The organism is Bradyrhizobium sp. AUGA SZCCT0283 (assembly GCF_018130385.1).
GTDB lineage: Bacteria > Pseudomonadota > Alphaproteobacteria > Rhizobiales > Xanthobacteraceae > Bradyrhizobium.
In genome coordinates, this window is record NZ_JAFCLU010000005.1 from 120,102 (window position 1) to 138,743 (window position 18,642).

The window sequence follows — 18,642 nt, forward strand, 5'->3', positions numbered from 1 at the left end:
GCCGGCTTGGAGTCCCTTTCAGTCTATCGCGCCTCCGTGGTTCAACGCATGCGCACGCGTGCGCAATACGGTGGCTCGATGATCATTTATTGGTGTTCCACTTGCAGCGCCGTGGCGGCGAGTTCGCCGCGAAACAGGACGAATTCTTTGCAGAACAACGGCGCGATTACATCGCTCCCAGGCGTAACGGCGATACCACCGGCGGCCCGGATCGCGTCGGCGCTGCTGCCAGCGCATGAACCCTACCGTCATAACGGGTCCCTCCCGCGCAGCGACGGTCTTGCCGTGGCCAAGCGGGTTTTCCCCGTCTTATATGAAGCTCGGTACCGGAAGCTGGCGCGACGTCATTGTCGCCCGTCGCACCAGGAAATCAAGTGCTAGCTTTGACGCGCCGGCCATGGTCCCAATCGTGAACTGGCCGGCCACCAAAAGTGCGCGGCGAGATCGACTGCGTCGCCTCGAACCGCTCGATCAACCCGCGACGCATCCGATCCGCTGGATGAACGTCTGATATCTGGCACCGGGTGGACGGCCGGAATTACACACGGCCAGCGGCACCATTCCTCGGGGCCGACTTCCGCATCGGGTTATCAACGGACGTCAGGTGGCGTCCGAGCTATGTCCGTTCATCCCCGATAGCGGTCGCAGTACGACTGCTGCACGCCCACTTGGTGCCAATAGGCGGCCGCGGGCGGACTCATAGCAAACCTTTGGATCAGGAAAGCCGTGTTTACGCATTGATCCTGCTCAATGACATGAACTCTTTTCCCCGCGAGATGTCGGTCGGCACATCAGGCGGGGAGGTTCGTGGGCTGGATCATGAGCTGCGAGGAATGCGCCTATGGCGGAGCCGCGCAACCGGGTTGTTCAAGTCAGGCGCTTCGGAGGTTCCGACGGCTTGGAGGTAGTCGACGCTCCTCTTCCTATAGCCGGTCGAGGAGAGGTACGGGTTCGTGTGCTAGCGTCGAGCGTTGTGTACACTGATGTCGTGATCCGGCGCCACCTGTACCCGCAAACGATTTCCCTCCAGCCGCCGTTCGTCCTCGGCTATGACGTCGTCGGGGAAATCGATCAACTAGGGCCGGGCGTGACGAGCTTCGCGCTTGGCGACCGAGTGGCCGACATGACGGTCGTGGGGTCGAACGCCGCCTACCGCACGCTCCGGGCCGACGACTTAACCCGCGTGCCGGCGGGCGTGGACGCGGCGGAGGCGGCCACGTTGATCCTAAGCTGGACGACCGCATACCAGCTTCTTCACCGCGCGGCCCACGTGCAGCGAGGTCAGCGTGTGCTCGTGCATGGCGCGGCCGGTGCTGTCGGTCAGGCGCTGCTGACGCTTGGCAGCATGGCTGGGCTCGAGCTGTGGGGCACGGCGCGCGGCGATCATGCCGGGTTGGTGCGCGAACTCGGCGGTACGCCGATCGACTACCAGCGGGAAGACTTCACGAGCGTGCTGCCAGGCGGATTTGATATTGTCTTCGACGGAATCGGAGAGGACGGCTGTCGACGCTCTTTGGCGGCGCTCAAGCGTGGCGGCCTGCTCTGCGCTTATGGATACACGGCGGGCGTGCAGGCACACCGTAGCATGTCGGCCATTCTTACATGGACGGCACGCCTGTATCTGTTGGGGTGGTTGCCCCGCGGCAAGCGCATCTACTTCTATTCGATCAATTTGATGCGGGCGCGACATCCCGACTGGTTCCGGGAGGACCTCGAGCGGCTCTTTGGACTCCTGGCAAATCGCGTGATCCAACCACGCGTCGCCGCGCGAATCTCTTTCGATGAAGTTGCTGAGGCACACCGGCGCCTTGAGGCAGGCGGTCTCGAGGGCAAGCTCGTCCTATGCCCGGAGCTCCCGCCGCACCAAGACAGAGCGCCGCCTCAGCGCGAGCCGGACCGGACTTCAATCTAGTCCATGGCCCAGGCCAAGAGACATTAGACTTACAAAAGACATACACAGACCTGGAAGATCACGTCGATGGCAAATGCTCGACGCAGCGAAATTCACGGGCACGTCAGCAAGGGCTTTGAGGCCGTGCGGGACGCTTTCGTGGACAACTTTTCCCACAGAAGCGAGCTGGGGGCCGCGTGCTGCGTGTACCGCCACGGGGAAAGGGTCGTCGACCTGTGGGGCGGAATTCGCAATAAAGCGAGCAGCGAGCCGTGGCAGGAGGACACAATGGTCATTGTGCACTCCGCAACCAAGGGGATCGCGGCGATGACGCTCGCGCTCGCGCATTCCCGGGGCTGGCTCGATTACGAGGAACGCGTATGCACGTACTGGCCGGAGTTTGCCCAAGGAGGCAAGGAAACGATCACGGTCCGACAGCTCCTTGCCCACCAGGCCGGACTGTTTGCTTTCGATGAGCCGGTCGACAGGGACATTGTCGCGAATCTTGACCGATTGGCAGTTGTTCTGGCTCGCCAGCCCCCGGCCTGGAAGCCGGGCACCCGACAGTCCTATCACGCCATCAGCCTTGGGTTTTACGAAGGCGAATTGCTGCGCCGGATTGACCCGCTGCACCGCAGCCTCGCGCAATTCTTTCAGGAAGAGATAGCATCTCCGCTAGGGCTCGATTTCTACATTCGCCTGCCGGAGGAGATTCCAAACTCCAGGCTGGCTACAATTGAAAGTCCCACCGCACTTCAGATGCTCTTGGGTTTTCCGATCCGGCTGACATTGGCGACGCTTTATCCCTACTCAAATATGTACCGGGCGCTCATCGCGAACCCGGGCGCTGCAATATGCCGCGATGAGCAACGCGTTTATGCGCGCAACCTTGAAGTGCCATCGGGCGGAGGCGTCGGTACGGCACGAGCGATCGCGCGTGCATACAGTGTATTTGCGACCGGAGGGCAAGAATTGCAGTTGCGCCCCGAAACTCTACGGCTTTTGATGGCTCCGGCGATTCCGGCTGAGCGGGGCTTTTATGATGAGTGCCTGAAAGGCGAGATCCAATTCTCTCTTGGGTTCTGCAAGCCCGGTTCGACTTCGCCTTTCGGTCATCCCGGCTCGTTCGGACACCCCGGAGCGGGAGGCTCCTTTGGGTTCGCCGATCCACAAGCTGAAATTGGATATGCTTATGTCACCAACCGTATGGGCACAACATTGCCGTTTGATCCAAGAGATGTGGCGCTGAGAGCGGCGATGTCATCGACTGAGAGTTGAATTCCGCTCAGGGTCTTTTTCAACCGATACATTCGATGAGCGGTAGGCGCGTTTTGGACGCCGCCTTTTTCGGCCTTACTTCCGCACGATCGAACCGGCGCGCCCGAGCAGCCGCGCCAATTGCTTGAATCGGCTGCCGACGCGGTCGGCGACGAGGTCGACCATGCGGTGCTCGAACACCAGCATCAGCTTGCGGCTGCCGCTGCGGAAATGTGTCGCGGGCAACACGCCGGTGCGCGCCGCCGAGATCAGATGGGCGACGCGGAACGCCGCGCCGAGAACGCGCGCGCGCTCGTCCATGGCGGGCGGCACCAGTTCGCGGATCTGGGCCGGCGGCTCGTTTTCCTCGCTTAAGCCCGCGTAGCGATAGAACACCGACAGCGCGACGAAGGCGCGGCCCTGATGGCTGATCGAGCCGAAATTGCCGTTGGTGATGAGGCTCAGCGTTTCCTCGCCGCGGTGGTCAGGATGCACGCGCCAGCCGACATCGGACAGCAGGCAGGCGGCGTGGCGCAGGCGGCGGTCCTCGTCGGTCTCGCGCAGTTTCACGACTCGCACCAGCCGATCGGTCCAAGCCACCAGTTCCTCGGCATGACGCGCGGAGCGCGACAGCAGCCCGTTCAGGGTTTGGGCGGCGCAGATGAAGCCATCCTTGGCGCGCTCCTGCGGCGGCAGCATCTCGTAGAGCAGGCCTTCGCGGACGCCGAAGGTCGAGAACACGATCGTCTTCGGCCGGCCGACGCGAATAATGTATTCGAGCACCAGCGCGGCATAGGTCAGGAGCGGACGCCGTGCATCCGCGACCACCTCGATATCGGCAAGCATGTTGGCCGCCGCCAGCCGGCGCAGGCGCCGCGCGAAATCGAGCGCGTCGGCGGCCGGTATCGAATAGCCGTGCATCACGCGCAGCGGATAGCCGCTCTGGACGATGTGGATACGCGCCAGCGCGCGCCAGGTGCCGCCGACCGCGTAGAAGGTGCGGCCAACGCCGGCCTTGAGCTGGGCCACGCCGGACAGCTCGTTGCGAACGATACGCTCGGCGCGCTTCAAGGATTTGTGCGAGAGATCCTGTAGCGCCAGGCTTCCCAGCGGCAGCGTGACGCCGCTGTGGACCCGGTTTTTCTGCACGTCGATCAGTTCGAGCGAGCCGCCGCCGAGATCGCCGACAATGCCGTCGGGATTGTGGATGCCGGAGACGACGCCGAGCGCGGAAAGTTTTGCTTCGCGCGGTCCGGAGAGGATTTGAATCTCCGCGCCGCAGATGCGCTCGGCCTTGGCGATGAAGTCGGGACCGTTCCTGGCGTCGCGGCAGGCGGCGGTGGCGATGGCGAATACGCGTCCCACCTGCTGGATGCGACACAGCGCCCTGAATCGCCGCAGCGCCGTCAGCGCCTTGGCAACCGCGTCCTCCGCCAACAAACCGGTGGTCTGCACCTCGCGGCCGAGCCCGCACAGCGCCTTCTCGTTGAAGATGGTGACGAGGCTGCGCGCCATCGTCTCGTAGACGACGAGACGAACCGAGTTCGAACCGATATCGATGACGGCGACGCTGGAAGCGCGCTTGCGCGGTCGCTTCACGGTCGCGGTCCCTTATGAGGATTGCTGGCGCTCGTTACGGCGAGTGAGCCGGCGCGGCGAAGATTCCTTGAGCGACTTTCCACGGCCAGACAGACTCGGATTCGTCATGAAATAGTTGTGCAGATTGAACGGCTCTTCGCCTTTCGCGGCCTTCATACGCGTTGAGGACCCGTCCGGCAACAACTGCCAGCTCTGCTCGGTATCCTTCAGATTCGCGACCATGATCTGTTCGAGAACCTGCTGATGTACCGTGGGATTTTGCAATGGGCAGAGGATTTCGACGCGGCGGTCGAGGTTCCGCGGCATCATGTCGGCGGACGAGATATACACAGCCGCTTTCGGGCCGGGCAGGCCTTGCCCCATACCAAAGCAGTAGATGCGGCCGTGCTCCAGGAAGCGCCCGATGATGGATTTGACCCGGATGTTCTCGGAAAGTCCGGGAATGCCCGGCCGCAGGCAGCAGATGCCGCGCACCACCAGTTCGATCGAGACGCCGGCCTGCGAGGCCTCGTACAGCGCGTCGATGACGTCAGGGTCGACCAGCGAGTTCATCTTCATCCAGATTACGCCCGGCTTGCCATGCCTGGCGTAATTGGTCTCGCCCTTGATGTGTTCGATGATGCGCTTGCGCAGCGTCAGCGGCGACACCGCCATGCGCTCGATGTCGCTCGGCTCGGCATAGCCGGTGATGTAGTTGAACACCCGCGCCGCATCGCGGCCGATGATTGGGTCCGAGGTAAAGTATGAGAGGTCGGTGTAGATGCGCGCGGTGACCGGATGATAATTGCCGGTGCCGGTATGCACATAGGTCGTCAAATTGCCGCCCTCGCGCCGCACCACCATCGACAGCTTGGCGTGCGTCTTCAGTTCGAGGAAGCCGTAGACCACCTGCACGCCGGCGCGTTCGAGGTCGCGCGCCCAGCGGATATTGGCTTCCTCGTCGAACCGCGCCTTCAGCTCGATCAGCGCCGTCACCGATTTGCCGGCCTCGGCTGCTTCGGCAAGCGTGCGCACGATCGGGGAATTGTTCGAGGTGCGGTACAGCGTCTGCTTGATGGCGACGACATCGGGATCGCGGGCGGCCTGCTGCAAGAACTGCACGACGACGTCGAAGGATTCGTAAGGATGGTGGACGATGAGATCTTTCTGCCGGATCGCGGCGAAAATGTCGCCGCCGTGGTCGCGCACCCGCTCGGGATGGCGCGGCACATAGGGCGTGAATTCGAGGTCGGGGCGGTCGAGCCGCGTGAGCTGTGAGAGTTCGTTCATCGCCAGTACGCCGTCGACCAGAAACACCTCGTCGTCGGCGGCGGAAAGCGCCTGTTGGACGAAGGCGCGCAGCGCTTCCGGCATCTTGGCTTCCATCTCGAGCCGGATCACCGAACCTCGCCGCCGCCGCTTCAGCGCGGTCTCGAACAGGCGGACCAGATCTTCGGCCTCTTCCTCGATTTCGAGTTCGGAGTCCCTGATGATGCGGAAGGCGCCCTGGCCCTTGACGGTGTAGCCGGGGAACAGGCGGCCGATGAACAGGCCGGTAGCCTGCTCCAGCGGAATCAGGTGCACCGCGCCGTCCTTGCCCGCGGGCATGCGGATGAAGCGGTCGATCTTGCCGGGCATGCGGATCAGCGCGTTCATCGGCTTGCCGTCGGACACCCGCGCCAACTGCAGCGCGATGGTGAAGCCGAGGCTGGGGATGAACGGGAACGGGTGCGCCGGATCGATCGCCAGCGGCGTCAGCAGCGGGAAGATGTTGCGGAGGAAGTGATCCTCGAGCCAGCCGCGCTCCGTCTTGGTGAAGTCGTGGCCGTCGACCAGAATGATGCCGGCCTCCGACAGGGTGGTACGCAGATCGCGCCAGATCGCCTGCTGGTCGGATGCAAGCTCCGAAACCGTCTTGTTGATGAGGACGAGCTGCTCGGCCGGGGTCATGCCGTCGGGGCTGCGTTCGGCGATACCTTCACGGACCTGCGCCTTGATACCGGCGACGCGGACCATGAAGAACTCATCGAGGTTATTGGCGGAAATCGACAGGAACCGGACCCGCTCGAGCACGGGATGGCCGGGATTGACCGCCTCTTCGAGTACCCGGCGGTTGAAATGTAGCCAGGAAAGCTCGCGGTTAATGAAGCGCTCCGGGCTCGTGGCAATCGTGGGAGGAGCCTCGGCGCCAGGTTCTTTTTCTTTTATTTCAATAACTTGTGCCGATTCCATAAAGCTATGATCCATCTCGGGAGAGGCGCGGGGCTAATTTAGGGGGAATGCGGCCCGCAGCATGTGATACGCCGATGACGTTTCAATGACATTGATGTTCCGCCCCGAGCCGCCGTCAAGGCGGCAGGAAGCAGCACGCAGTGCTCCGATCAGGCGTTACGCAGCAGTTCCGCAGCCAGCGCCCGGGTCACCGGCCGGCCGAGCCGCAGCGCCTCGGTATCCAGGAGGTCGACCGCTTGGCGGGCGGCGGCATAGGAGCGCTCGATCCGGTTGACGAGGTAGCTCACGACCGTCTCGTCGATGCTCAATTGGCGGTCCGCGCAGAATTTGACGATCAGGCCGCGAAACAACAGGTCGTCGGGCGGCAATAGCGACACAATGGGCGCGGCGCGCAGCCGCGACCTGAGATCGCGCAGTTCGACCTCGAACGCGACCGGCGGAACGCGCCCCGTGATCAGGACGAAGGCCTCATCCTCGCGCGCCAGGTTCAGGAGGTGAAACATCGCGCGTTCGTCGAAGTCGGCCGGTCTCAGGTCTTCGACCACCAGCGCGCCGGTCGCGAGCGCGCCGGGGACGGCAGCGGGGTTAAGCGCGTGCGCCGATATCGCGCGCGCACCGGCCTGTTCGGCCCAAATCGCGGCGAGATGGCTCTTGCCGGAGCCCTCCGGTCCCACCAGCAGCATGATGCGGTTCGGCCAGTCCGGCCAGCTTTCGATTAGCGACAGCGCGGCTTCATTGGCAGGCCCTTCGAGGAAGTTGTCGCGGGTCAGGCTCTCCGCATGCGGCAGCGCAAAGGCAAGCTGACGAGGTTGAACGCGAACTGCCACGCAAATCTCCACGACCGGATCTTACAGCCTTCATAGCGTTTTCAAGCGAAGTGGGCACCGGTTCGCATAGCAGTCAAGTTTACGCAGACTGCGTAGACTTGTCTGCGGTAGAAAACGCATCAAAACAAAAAGGACGGTTAGCGCGCGTCGATCGTGCTCATGTGCCGCACCCACTCGACGAGATAGAGCGAGACGGAAACCAAAGTAAAGACCGTAACAAAACCCATCAGGATCACGTCATAGGGCGCCGGCTTGAAATTGAACCCGAGCGAAGCCAGAACCAGCGCCGCGAACGCCACCTGCGCCACCGTGTTGAGCTTCGACACCATCAGCGGTTTCATCGGGATCGGCTTGTCGAACAGCCATGACACGATCACGGCCGTGACGATCATGATGTCGCGCGACACCACGAGGATGACGAGCCAGCGCGGAACCGCGCCCCAGATGCCGAGTGCCACGAAGATCGACACCAAAAGCGCCTTGTCGGCGAGCGGGTCGAGCAGGGCGCCCAGTTCACTCGCCATGTTGAACCGCTTGGCGAGAAAGCCGTCGACGGCGTCGCTGACGCCTGCAATGACGAAGATCGCGAAGGCGATCTCCATCTGGCTGGAAACGATCGCCCAGACGATGACCGGCACCAGAATGATGCGGCCCAGCGTAATGATATTCGGAATACTCAACTCGGTCGCTTCCCGGCTCCCGGCCTAAATCCGGCCCCTGGCGGGTTCTGCCGGTTCTTATCTACATAGTATATGCGCCAAGCGCTTGCGAGCCATTGCAGGATCGCGGAATTCCTCGTAACCAGCCGTCATCATACTGGAATTTGGGCATGATCGACCGCAAGAACGGGCTCACTTACGCGGATTCGGGCGTCGATATCGATGCGGGCAACCGCCTGGTCGATCTCATCAAGCCGATGGTCCGCGCTACCGCCCGGGCGGGCGCGGACGCCGAAATCGGCGGATTCGGCGGCCTGTTCGACCTCAAGGCGGCGGGTTTCAAGGACCCGGTTCTGGTGGCGGCGACCGACGGCGTCGGCACCAAGGTCAAGATCGCGATCGAGACCGGCCTGCATGGCGGAATTGGCATCGACCTGGTGGCGATGTCGGTCAACGACCTCGTGGTGCAGGGCGCGGAACCGCTGTTCTTCCTCGACTATTTTGCCTGCGGCAAGCTCGACCCCGAGGCGGCTGCGGCCATCGTGGCCGGCGTCGCCGAGGGTTGCCGGGAAGCCGGTTGCGCCCTGATTGGCGGCGAGACCGCCGAAATGCCGGGGCTCTACAAGGACGGCGATTACGACCTCGCGGGCTTTGCGGTTGGCGCCGCCGAGCGCGGCACGCTGCTGCCGAGTGGGGATATCGCCGTGGGCGATGCGGTGATCGGATTGGCCTCGTCGGGGGTGCACTCCAACGGTTTTTCGCTGGTCCGCAAGATTGTGGAAAACTCGGGCCTCGGCTTCGATGCGCCGGCGCCGTTCTCGCCGGTCATGACGCTGGGCGGTGCGCTGCTGGCGCCGACCAAGCTCTATGTGAAATCCTGCCTGCGCGCGATCCGCGAGACCGGAGCCATCAAGGGACTCGCGCATATCACCGGCGGCGGCTTCACCGACAACATTCCACGCGTGCTGCCAAAACATCTCGGCGTCGGCATCGACCTGGCGCGGCTGCCAGTGCTGCCGGTGTTCAAATGGCTGGCGGCGCAGGGCGGCATCGCCGAACTCGAATTGCTGCGCACCTTCAACTGCGGCATCGGCATGATCGCCATCGTCAGGCCGGATGCGGTCGAGCAGGTGACGCAGGTGCTGACCGAAAGCGGCGAGACCGTCGCTCTGCTCGGCGAGGTGATCCCGGCCCGGCGCGACGAGGATGGCGAGCATCGCGTGATCTACAACGGCCACCTCGATCTCGCGCAATGAAGCGTCGCACAGCCATCCTGATTTCCGGGCGCGGCTCCAACATGGCCGCGCTGATCGACGCTGCGAAAGCGCCGGATTTCCCGGCCGAGATCGTCGCGGTCATCTCCAACCGGGCCGATGCGGCTGGGCTCGCGAAGGCAGCCGCGAGCGGCATCCCGACGATGGTCATCGAGAGCAAGCCGTTCGGCAAGGATCGCGCCGGCTTCGAAGCCGTCCTGCAGCGGGCGCTGGACGAGAAAAACGTCGAGCTGATCTGTCTCGGCGGGTTCATGCGGCTTTTCACCGCCGAATTCGTGCAGCGCTGGTACGGCAGGATGCTCAACATTCACCCTTCGCTGCTGCCGTCCTTTCCGGGCCTTGATCCGCACGGCCAGGCGTTGCAGGCCGGGGTGAAGATCTCGGGCGCGACCGTGCATTTCGTGATCCCCGAAACCGACGCCGGCCCGATCATCATGCAGGGTGCGGTCACGGTGACCGATGGCGACACGCCGGAGACGCTGTCGCAGCGCATCCTCGGCATCGAGCATCGCATCTACCCGGAGGCGCTGCGTTTGCTGGCGAGCGGCAAGCTTCGCCTCGAAGGCGACGTCTGCAAGGTCGCCGACAGCACTGAGCGCGACGGCACCCTGATTTCGCCGCGGACGATCTGATATTATCCGCTCGCATGCGCGAACGGGTGCGATAACCGCGCTCCGCAACATCCATCGAGGTTCCATGATCACGCTCTATGGCTCCGGGCCCAATTTCGGCCTTCCCGACGCAAGCCCGTTCGTGACAAAGGCCGAGACCTTGTTGCGGATGTCGAAACTCCCGTTCAAAAAGGCGCTGATGAGCTTTTCGAAGGCGCCCAAGGGCAAGATTCCCTACATCGAGGACGATGGCCAGTTGCTCGGCGATTCCACCCTGATCCGCTGGCACCTCGAAAAGAAATACGGCATCGATTTCGACCAGGGCCTCACCGCCGAACAGCTCGCCATTGCCTGGGCGTTCGAGAAAATGGCGGAAGACAATCTGTACTGGGCCAGCGTCTATTTCCGCTGGATGATCGATGACAATTTCCGCAAAGGGCCGGTCAATTTCTTCAAGGGCGTGCCTGCGCCGGTCCGGCCCGTCGTCGTGTCGATGATCCGCCGCCGCCTGCGCAAGACCTTGCACGGGCAGGGGATCGGCCGTCACTCCGCCGACGAGATCACCGCGATCGGAATCCGCTCGATCGATGCGATGGCGGCCTATCTCGGCGACAAGCCGTTCTTCATGGGCAACGCGCCAGTCGGTATCGACGCCACGATGTTCGCTTTCGCAGTCAGTGCGATTTGTCCACTGTTCGAATCGGACCTGCAGCGGGCGGCCGCAAGCCATGACAATTTGCGGCGTTATGTCGGCCGAATGACCGCGCGATTCTACCCGGAACTCCAGGAGATTGCGGGTTGCGAAGCGGCGGCCTGAGCCCGATTGCACCTCGGATTGCAACACGAGTTTTGGCGTTCGCAAGGCTTCGGCGGGTGCCGGCAAATCGATTGGCGCTTCCGCGAGCTGTGGCAACCGGACAACAATGGCGCGTATTCGGCAGTGCGGCGGGGGGCCAACCGATTGACCCTTCGCGCGAACTGGGGGCAAATCGCTCCGGTTGAGCGGGATTTGCGCATTTTTCGGGCCGGCGCTTCTGCCTTTTAGGAATGGATTGCATGCGCTGCTCATCGCGGCTTTCGCGGGCACGAAAAATCGGGATCGACGGTGCGCTCGCGCGGCTTGCCGCGATCGTGTTCGTCCTCATAGGCATCATGTCGGCGGCGCAGGCGCAATCGCCGACGCCGACGCCCACTCCGACACCCACGCCTTCGCCGACGCCAAGCCCGACGCCGACGGTGATCAATTCGGTGGTCGCCTCAGACGCGGCGCTGGCAGATCTTGGCAGCAATTTCCTGCAGCGGCTGGGTAACCTGCAGAGCAACGGCCTCAGCCGCCTGCAGCGGACCAATCCCGGCGGCGGCGGCGCCTCGGAGAGTACGGAAGCGCCGCGCTACCGGACCTGGTTCGAAGGCTACGGGAACTATACGAAGACGGGCGCGGTCGGCGATTTCGTCGGCGATAGCAGAAAGATCTGGGGCGGTGTCGCCGGGATCGGCGCGCGGGTGGCGCCGGGCATCAATATCGGCTTTTCCGTCGACCAGAGCCGCTCGGCGATCGATATTCCGCTCGCGCTGCAATCGGCGACGATCGACCTGACCCAGATCGGTTTTACGGCCTCTGTCGACAGTGGGCCGTGGACCTGGGCCAGCGCGGCGGTGCACGGCTTCGGCAACATCAATTCGCGCCGCGACACCGGCTTTGGCCTGGCGACCGCCGGATACAATGCGCGGCTCGACGGCGTCTTGAGCGAGATCAGCTATTACTGGACCAGGGAGCAGGGCCGCATCGTGCCCAAGGCCGCGTTCGAATATGTCCATGCGCGGACCGGGGCGTTGCAGGAGATCGGCGGCCTCGATCCCGTGACGGCGACCGGCGCCACCGTGCAGCGCGGGCGGCTGCTGATCGGCGCGGAGATCGGCCATTACTGGATCTTCGACGGCAAGATCTTCGACCTGTCGGGCTACGGCAAGTTCGTCGACAATGTCGTGCAGAATTTTTCCGACATTACCGTCAGCCAGGGCGTGCAGAGTATTACGTTCCAGGGTATCGGCGAGAGCCGGTACGGCGCCGATGCCGGCGCCTCGGCATCGCTGAGCCTTACCAACACCGCGCGGCTGTACGTCAATTACGACGCCAAATTACGCGCTGCGATGCAGTCGCATCAGGGCACGCTGGGGCTGGAGTTGAAGTGGTAAGAGCTGAATGCAGGTTCCTGCTTCAGCCGCGCCGGTCCAAGACCCGTCATCCTGAGGTGCGAGCGTAGCGAGCCTCGAAGGATGAGCGGCCCGTGGCCGTCGCCCTTCGAGGGCCACGCTGCGCGCGGCCACCTCAGGGTGACGGATCACTTGGTTCGCAAGCTGAGATCAGGCCCGCTCGACCCTGACGACGCGGCCTTTTTCGATCGCAAGCGCCAGCCTGCCGTGTTTCAGCGCCAGCGCTGCTTCGCCGAACAATTCGCGGCGCCAGCCATGGAGCGCGGCGACATCGGCCTGGTCGTCGGCGGCGATCTGGTCGAGATCGTCGACGGTGGCGATCACCTTGCTGGCGACGGCGTGGCGTTCCGACGTCATCCGCAGCAGCACCTTCAGGAGTTCGACGGTCGCAGCGCCATTGGAATTGCCGCGCGGCTTTTCGATCTTCGGCAGCGTGTGGGGATCGCGGGCGAGGCCGCGCTGCACGGCGGCGATGATATCGGTGCCCCATTTGGAGCGGTCAAAGCCCTTCGGCAGCGAGCGCAGGCCGGCGAGGCGCTCCAGTGAGGTCGGGGCATGGGTGGCGATGTCGCCGACCGCATCGTCCTTCAGCACGCGCGAGCGCGGCACGTCGCGGCTTTGCGCTTCCTGCTCGCGCCAGGCCGCGACTTCCATCAGCACCGCGAGCTCCTTCGGCTTGCGCACGCGCGTCTTGAGCCGCTCCCAGGCGCGCTCGGGGTGGAAATCGTAGGTCCTGGGCGAGGTCAGGACTTCCATCTCCTCACTGACCCAATCGCTGCGGCCGCGCTTCTTCAGGTCGGCGTCGAGCGCTGCAAAGACGTCGCGCAGATGGGTGACGTCGGAGACGGCGTAGTGCATCTGCTCGGGCGTCAGTGGCCGGCGCGACCAGTCGGTGAAGCGGTGGGTCTTGTCCGGCCGGTGACCGGTGACGCGCTCGACGAGCTGGTCATAGGCGATGCTGTCGCCATAACCGAGCACCATGGCGGCGACCTGCGTATCGAAGATCGGGTGCGGAATGGTGCCGGACTGGTGCCAGACGATCTCGATGTCCTGGCGGGCGGCGTGAAACACCTTCAGCACGGCCTCGTTGCCCATCAGCTCAAAGAACGGCTTGAGGTCGATGCCGGGCGCCAGCGTGTCGACCACGACAGCTTCGTCCGCGCTCGCCATCTGAACGACGCATAGCAGGGGGTAGTAGGTCGTCTCCCGCAGGAACTCGGTGTCGACGGTGATGACCTTGTGCTGGGCGAGCCGGGAGCAGGCGGCGGCGAGGTCGGAAGTGGTGGTAATCAGATCCATGAACAATCCATGACGCGTCGGACAGGCGTTCTGCCGAAAACGCTGATATGTCAAGGGTGTTGGGTCGGATTTGAGCCCTGCATTTGAGCCTGAGCACGGCTTTTTTGCGTCCGTCTGGCGGCCGTTGGGTTCACGCTTGCCTGCGATCTGTCATTCTTTTCGAATTCGGATCAGCGCTGCACTGCCCGGCCCTTGTGCTGTCGCGCAAGTTCGAGAAACTTGGCCTTGATCTGCGCGAACAAGCCCGGCGGGATGAAGCCATAGCTGAACACTCCCGGCCTTCCGGGCAGGGGCGACAGGCCGGCGTTCGGCCATTCGTCAACGTTGTATTCGGAAACGATGATCCAGCTCGGCGCCTCGTCGAGGCCCAAGGCCTGCTTGACCTTCGCCGGGATTTCGATGCCGACCGTATCGGCGTCTGGCGGCGAATGCGTGATCGGCAACAGCACGACAAAACGCGGCTTCGTCAGACTATCACTCGCAGCAACGAGGCAAGCCGGGCGGTCCTTTCCTTGATCGCGTCCGGCGGCTGTCTCGTGAGACCAGAGGTAATCGTAGCGGACAATGAGCCCCGGCTTCGGATCGGGAAGCGCCACGCTGCCGCTTTACTTCATGAGCTGGTCGAGCTCGGCGTGTTCGGAGCCCATTTCGGCCCGCGCCACGGCATCGACGACCACGGACGTTGCATCAGCCGTTCGATGGGTGCGCTTGGCGGCGGCCGTGAGCCAATCATATTGCTCGGCCGACATCAGCACGAATTCGCGCCGGCCGTGCCGCGTGATCTCCACAGGCTCGCGCTGAGCCTGATGCTGGAATTCACCGAACTTGCGCTGGAATTCCAAGGCAGTGGTTTGGACCATTGCGATATCCCTCTTCGAAACCTCACGATTTCAATTATACGTATAATACATATATTTGAGGGCGGCAAAGCAAATCTATATCGCCACGGCGAATTGGGCTCGCCGAGGATTTGTACGATGTCAGTGAATTCCAGGCGTTACTCGTACCGCACGCGCCGCGACCGTCGACGGCCCGACGGGATCGCAAGCACGGCGAGACAGAGCCCAATCATCACCATTCCCATGAATTCGAAGGCAAAGGCGTCCACGGCAATTCTCCCCAGTAAACCGTTAGAATTGTGGGGAGCGCGTTGAGGGTTTCTTAATTTATGGAACCGGGAGTGGCGTGCATGCGCGGATGGTGGACGCGCACTTAACGAGTTCGGTTAACGGGCAATAGTCGTCATGCTTTGCGATGAGCGCCGTCATTGCGAGGAGCGAAGCGACGAAGCAATCCATTCTTTCTGCGGCGGGATGGATTGCTTCGCTTCGCTCGCAATGACGTGGAAAAGGTCAGCGCCTCACGTCCCGCAGAACGTCTGCAGCACGCGCTGCTCGGGCAACGGTGGATCGGCATAGGCCGCATACGCCGGCTGATCCTCGAATGGCTTCGACAGCACCGTCAGCAATTCCTCGAACGGCGCGTAGTCGTTGTTCACGGCCGCCGCGATCACCGCTTCGACGCGGTGGTTGCGCGGGATGAACGCCGGATTGACGGCGCGCATCGCGGCCTGCCGCTCGGCTGCGGATTGCGGCTCGTCCGCGAGGCGCTTGCGCCATCGTACAGCCCATTCGTCGAAGGCGGCGGGATCGGTGAATTGCGCTCTAACGCTGTCGTCGTCGGCATCCACAGCGGTGTCACTCAGGCGGCGGAAGGTGAGGGTGAAGTCGGCCTGGTTCTTCGCCATCGCGTCGAGCAGATCCTGCACCAGCGCCTCGTCACCGTCGCGAGAGGTGGACAGTCCGATCTTCTTGCGCAGTCCGGCCTGATAGGCGGCGGTGAATTTTTCGGCGAATTCGCCGAGGATGAATTGCGCCTGTTCGATCGCCTTGTCCTTGTCGTCGGAGAACAGCGGCAGCAGGCATTCGGCGAGCCGCGTCAGGTTCCACAGCGCGATGCGGGGCTGGTTGGCGTAGGCGTAGCGGCCCATTTCATCGATCGAGGAGAACACCTGTGCGGGGTTATATTCGTCCATGAAGGCGCAGGGGCCGTAATCGATGGTCTCGCCCGATATGGACGTGTTGTCGGTGTTCATCACGCCGTGGATGAAGCCGACCAGAAGCCAGCGCGCGACGAGGTCCGCCTGGCGGGCGACGACGCCTTCGAGCAGCGCGTGATAGGGGCGCTCGACCTTGGTGATATCCGGATAGTGCCTTGCAATGACGTGGTCGGCGAGCTGGCGCACGCCGTCGGTGTCGCCGCGCGCAGCGAAGAACTGGAAGGTGCCGACGCGGATGTGGCTTGCGGCCACGCGCGTGAGCACGGCGCCCGGCAGCATGGTCTCGCGCATCACGTTCTCGCCTGACGTCACGGCGGCGAGCGAGCGGGTGGTGGGGATGCCGAGCGCAAACATCGCCTCGCTGACGATGTATTCGCGCAGGACCGGACCCAACGCGGCGCGGCCATCGCCCCGGCGCGAGAACGGGGTCGGGCCGGATCCCTTGAGCTGGATGTCGCGGCGGACGCCGTCCTTATCGATGACTTCGCCGAGCAGGATGGCCCGGCCATCGCCGAGCTGGGGTACGAACTGGCCGAACTGATGGCCGGCATAGGCCATCGCGATCGGGTCGGCACCATCGGGCAGGCGTTTTCCGGCGAGGATTTCGGCCCCTTCCGGGCTCTCCAGCACGTCAGGATCAAGCCCGAGATGGACGGCCAGGGCCCGGTTCAGCTTGACCAGCCGGGGAGCGGCGACGGGGGTAGGGGCCACGCGGGCGAAAAAGTTCGCCGGCAGCGCCGAATAGGTGTTCTGGAACGGGAAATGGACGGTCATGACCCAAAGATAGGCGCGGGCACGGAATAGGCAAACGGTTCGGGGTGGTGGGGTCGGAAATCTCGCGTTTCGGGCCCAAAACAGGCTCCGCCATTGGTTGCCGCCCCTCGCTGCGTCGGGTAAACCCTCCCGCAATTCGCGCGGCCTTTGGCCCCGATTCTGACCTCCGACATCTGTTTCTTGGGAATTCCATGCATCGCTACCGGTCACATACATGCGGCGCGCTCCGCGACAGCGACATCGGCCAGACCGCCCGTCTTTCCGGCTGGTGCCATCGCATCCGCGACCATGGCGGCGTGCTGTTCATCGATCTGCGCGACCATTACGGCATCACGCAATGCGTGGCCGACCCGGACTCGCCCGCGTTCAAGGAAGTCGAAAAGTTCCGCTCGGAATGGGTGGTGCGGATCGACGGTAAGGTGCGCCGCCGCCCCGAGGGCACCGACAATCCGGAACTGCCGACCGGGGCGGTCGAAGTCTATGTCAGCGAGATCGAGGTGCTCGGGCCTGCGGCCGAACTGCCGCTGCCGGTGTTCGGCGAACAGGAATATCCTGAAGACATCCGGCTTAAGTACCGCTTCCTCGACCTCCGTCGCGAGAAGCTGCACCAGAACATCATGACCCGCGGCGCCATCGTAGATTCGATGCGCAAGCGGATGAAGGAGCAGGGCTTCTTCGAGTTCCAGACCCCGATCCTGACGGCGTCCTCGCCGGAGGGCGCGCGGGATTTTCTGGTGCCGTCGCGGATCCATCCCGGAAAATTCTACGCGCTGCCGCAGGCCCCGCAGCAGTACAAGCAGCTCCTGATGATGAGTGGCTTCGACCGCTACTTCCAGATCGCGCCATGCTTCCGCGACGAGGATCCGCGCGCCGACCGATTGCCGGGCGAGTTTTATCAGCTCGACGTCGAGATGAGCTTTGTCACGCAAGAAGATGTTTTTGCGGCGATGGAGCCTGTCATATCAGGCGTGTTCGAGGATTTCGCCAAGGGCAAGCCGGTGACAAAAGGCTGGCCGCGGATCCCGTTCGCCGAAGCCCTGAAGAAATACGGCAGTGACAAGCCGGACCTGCGCAACCCGATTCAGATGCAGGACGTCTCCGAACATTTCCGCGGCTCCGGCTTCAAGGTGTTCGCGCGGATGCTGGAAGATCCCAAGAACCAGGTGTGGGCGATCCCGGGCGTAGGCGGCGGCTCACGCGCGTTCTGCGACCGCATGAATTCGTGGGCGCAAGGCGAAGGCCAGCCCGGCCTCGGCTACATCATGTGGCGCGAGGGCGGCGAGGGCGCTGGTCCCCTGGCCAACAACATCGGCGCGGAGCGGACGGCGGCGATCCGTGCGCAGTTGGGCTTGAAGGAGGGCGATGCGGCGTTCTTCGTCGCCGGCGATCCGGAAAAATTCTGGAAGTTTTCAGGCCTGGCCCGCACCAAGGTGGCCGAGGAATTGAACCTGATCGACAAGGATCGGTTCGAACTCGCCTGGATCGTCGACTTCCCGATGTACGAGTACAACGAGGAAGACAAGAAGGTCGATTTCTCGCACAACCCGTTCTCGATGCCGCAGGGCGGCCTCAAGGCGTTGCAGACGCAGGATCCGCTGACCATCAAGGCGTTCCAGTACGACATCACCTGCAACGGCTACGAGATCGCCTCCGGCGGCATCCGCAACCACCGCCCCGAGGCGATGGTGAAGGCGTTCGAGATCGCGGGCTATGGCGAGAAGGACGTCGTCGAGCGTTTCGGCGGCATGTATCGCGCGTTCCAGTACGGCGCGCCGCCGCATGGCGGCATGGCGGCCGGCGTCGACCGCATCGTGATGCTGCTCTGCGGCACCACGAACCTGCGCGAAATCTCGCTGTTCCCGATGAACCAGCAGGCCGTGGACCTGCTGATGGGCGCGCCGTCGGAAGTCACGACCAAGCAGCTCCGCGAACTCCACATCCGGCTCAATTTGCCGGACAAGACATAG

The 18,642-nt window shown here is 63.4% G+C and carries 15 protein-coding genes; 7 read left to right on the plus strand and 8 right to left on the minus strand.

Annotated elements, in window-relative coordinates; translation table 11 throughout:
• Positions 1–841 precede the first annotated feature (841 nt).
• Both JQ624_RS09640 and JQ624_RS09645 read left to right on the plus strand, forming a co-directional pair.
• Positions 842–1,912, plus strand: coding sequence for a medium chain dehydrogenase/reductase family protein (locus JQ624_RS09640; protein ID WP_212418636.1), 1,071 nt, complete (start codon positions 842–844; stop codon positions 1,910–1,912).
• Between the two features lie 66 nt (positions 1,913–1,978).
• Complete coding sequence (locus tag JQ624_RS09645) at positions 1,979–3,169, plus strand: serine hydrolase domain-containing protein (protein ID WP_212418637.1); 1,191 nt, start codon at positions 1,979–1,981, stop codon at positions 3,167–3,169.
• 75 nt (positions 3,170–3,244) lie between these two features.
• On the opposite strand, the gene ppx is transcribed toward JQ624_RS09645, so the two are convergent.
• From ppx to JQ624_RS09665, 4 genes are all read right to left on the minus strand, one after another.
• Positions 3,245–4,747, minus strand: coding sequence for an exopolyphosphatase (gene ppx / locus JQ624_RS09650; protein ID WP_212418638.1), 1,503 nt, complete (start codon positions 4,745–4,747; stop codon positions 3,245–3,247).
• Between the two features lie 12 nt (positions 4,748–4,759).
• Entirely contained in the window at positions 4,760–6,958 is a 2,199-nt protein-coding gene (locus tag JQ624_RS09655; protein WP_212418639.1) for an RNA degradosome polyphosphate kinase, read from the minus strand.
• Between the two features lie 149 nt (positions 6,959–7,107).
• Complete coding sequence (locus JQ624_RS09660; RefSeq protein ID WP_212418640.1) at positions 7,108–7,785, minus strand: chromosomal replication initiator DnaA; 678 nt, start codon at positions 7,783–7,785, stop codon at positions 7,108–7,110.
• A 137-nt stretch (positions 7,786–7,922) separates the two neighbouring features.
• Entirely contained in the window at positions 7,923–8,465 is a 543-nt protein-coding gene (locus JQ624_RS09665) for a CDP-alcohol phosphatidyltransferase family protein (RefSeq protein ID WP_212418641.1), read from the minus strand.
• 149 nt (positions 8,466–8,614) lie between these two features.
• Here JQ624_RS09665 and purM point away from each other — a divergent pair, with 149 nt between their 5' ends.
• The 4 genes from purM (at position 8,615) to JQ624_RS09685 (ending at position 12,525) form a co-directional block, all read left to right on the plus strand.
• Complete coding sequence (purM, locus tag JQ624_RS09670) at positions 8,615–9,700, plus strand: phosphoribosylformylglycinamidine cyclo-ligase (RefSeq protein ID WP_212418642.1); 1,086 nt, start codon at positions 8,615–8,617, stop codon at positions 9,698–9,700.
• Complete coding sequence (gene purN / locus JQ624_RS09675; RefSeq protein ID WP_212418643.1) at positions 9,697–10,350, plus strand: phosphoribosylglycinamide formyltransferase; 654 nt, start codon at positions 9,697–9,699, stop codon at positions 10,348–10,350. Before purM ends, purN begins: the two co-directional genes overlap by 4 nt.
• A 64-nt stretch (positions 10,351–10,414) precedes the next feature.
• Positions 10,415–11,146, plus strand: coding sequence for a glutathione S-transferase family protein (locus JQ624_RS09680; protein ID WP_212418644.1), 732 nt, complete (start codon positions 10,415–10,417; stop codon positions 11,144–11,146).
• A 239-nt stretch (positions 11,147–11,385) separates the two neighbouring features.
• Positions 11,386–12,525 (plus strand): autotransporter outer membrane beta-barrel domain-containing protein, encoded by a 1,140-nt coding sequence (locus JQ624_RS09685; protein ID WP_212418645.1) that lies wholly within the window; start codon positions 11,386–11,388, stop codon positions 12,523–12,525.
• A 168-nt stretch (positions 12,526–12,693) separates the two neighbouring features.
• Here the strand turns inward: JQ624_RS09685 and rnd are convergent, their stop codons facing one another.
• The 4 genes from rnd to JQ624_RS09705 all read right to left on the minus strand — a co-directional run bounded on the left by rnd (position 12,694) and on the right by JQ624_RS09705 (position 16,675).
• A complete protein-coding gene (gene rnd / locus JQ624_RS09690) occupies positions 12,694–13,842 on the minus strand; it encodes a ribonuclease D (RefSeq protein WP_212418646.1) in 1,149 nt (382 codons plus the stop codon).
• 170 nt (positions 13,843–14,012) lie between these two features.
• On the minus strand, positions 14,013–14,438 hold the full coding sequence (locus JQ624_RS09695; protein ID WP_212418647.1) for a hypothetical protein: 426 nt from the start codon (positions 14,436–14,438) through the stop codon (positions 14,013–14,015).
• Between the two features lie 9 nt (positions 14,439–14,447).
• Positions 14,448–14,702, minus strand: a complete 255-nt coding sequence (locus JQ624_RS09700; protein ID WP_212418648.1) for a type II toxin-antitoxin system prevent-host-death family antitoxin — start codon at positions 14,700–14,702, stop codon at positions 14,448–14,450.
• Between the two features lie 500 nt (positions 14,703–15,202).
• Positions 15,203–16,675, minus strand: a complete 1,473-nt coding sequence (locus JQ624_RS09705) for a YdiU family protein (RefSeq protein WP_212418649.1) — start codon at positions 16,673–16,675, stop codon at positions 15,203–15,205.
• 191 nt (positions 16,676–16,866) lie between these two features.
• Here JQ624_RS09705 and aspS point away from each other — a divergent pair, with 191 nt between their 5' ends.
• Positions 16,867–18,642 carry an aspartate--tRNA ligase gene (gene aspS / locus JQ624_RS09710; RefSeq protein WP_212418650.1) on the plus strand — a complete coding sequence of 592 codons (1,776 nt, stop codon included), beginning with the start codon at positions 16,867–16,869 and terminating at the stop codon, positions 18,640–18,642.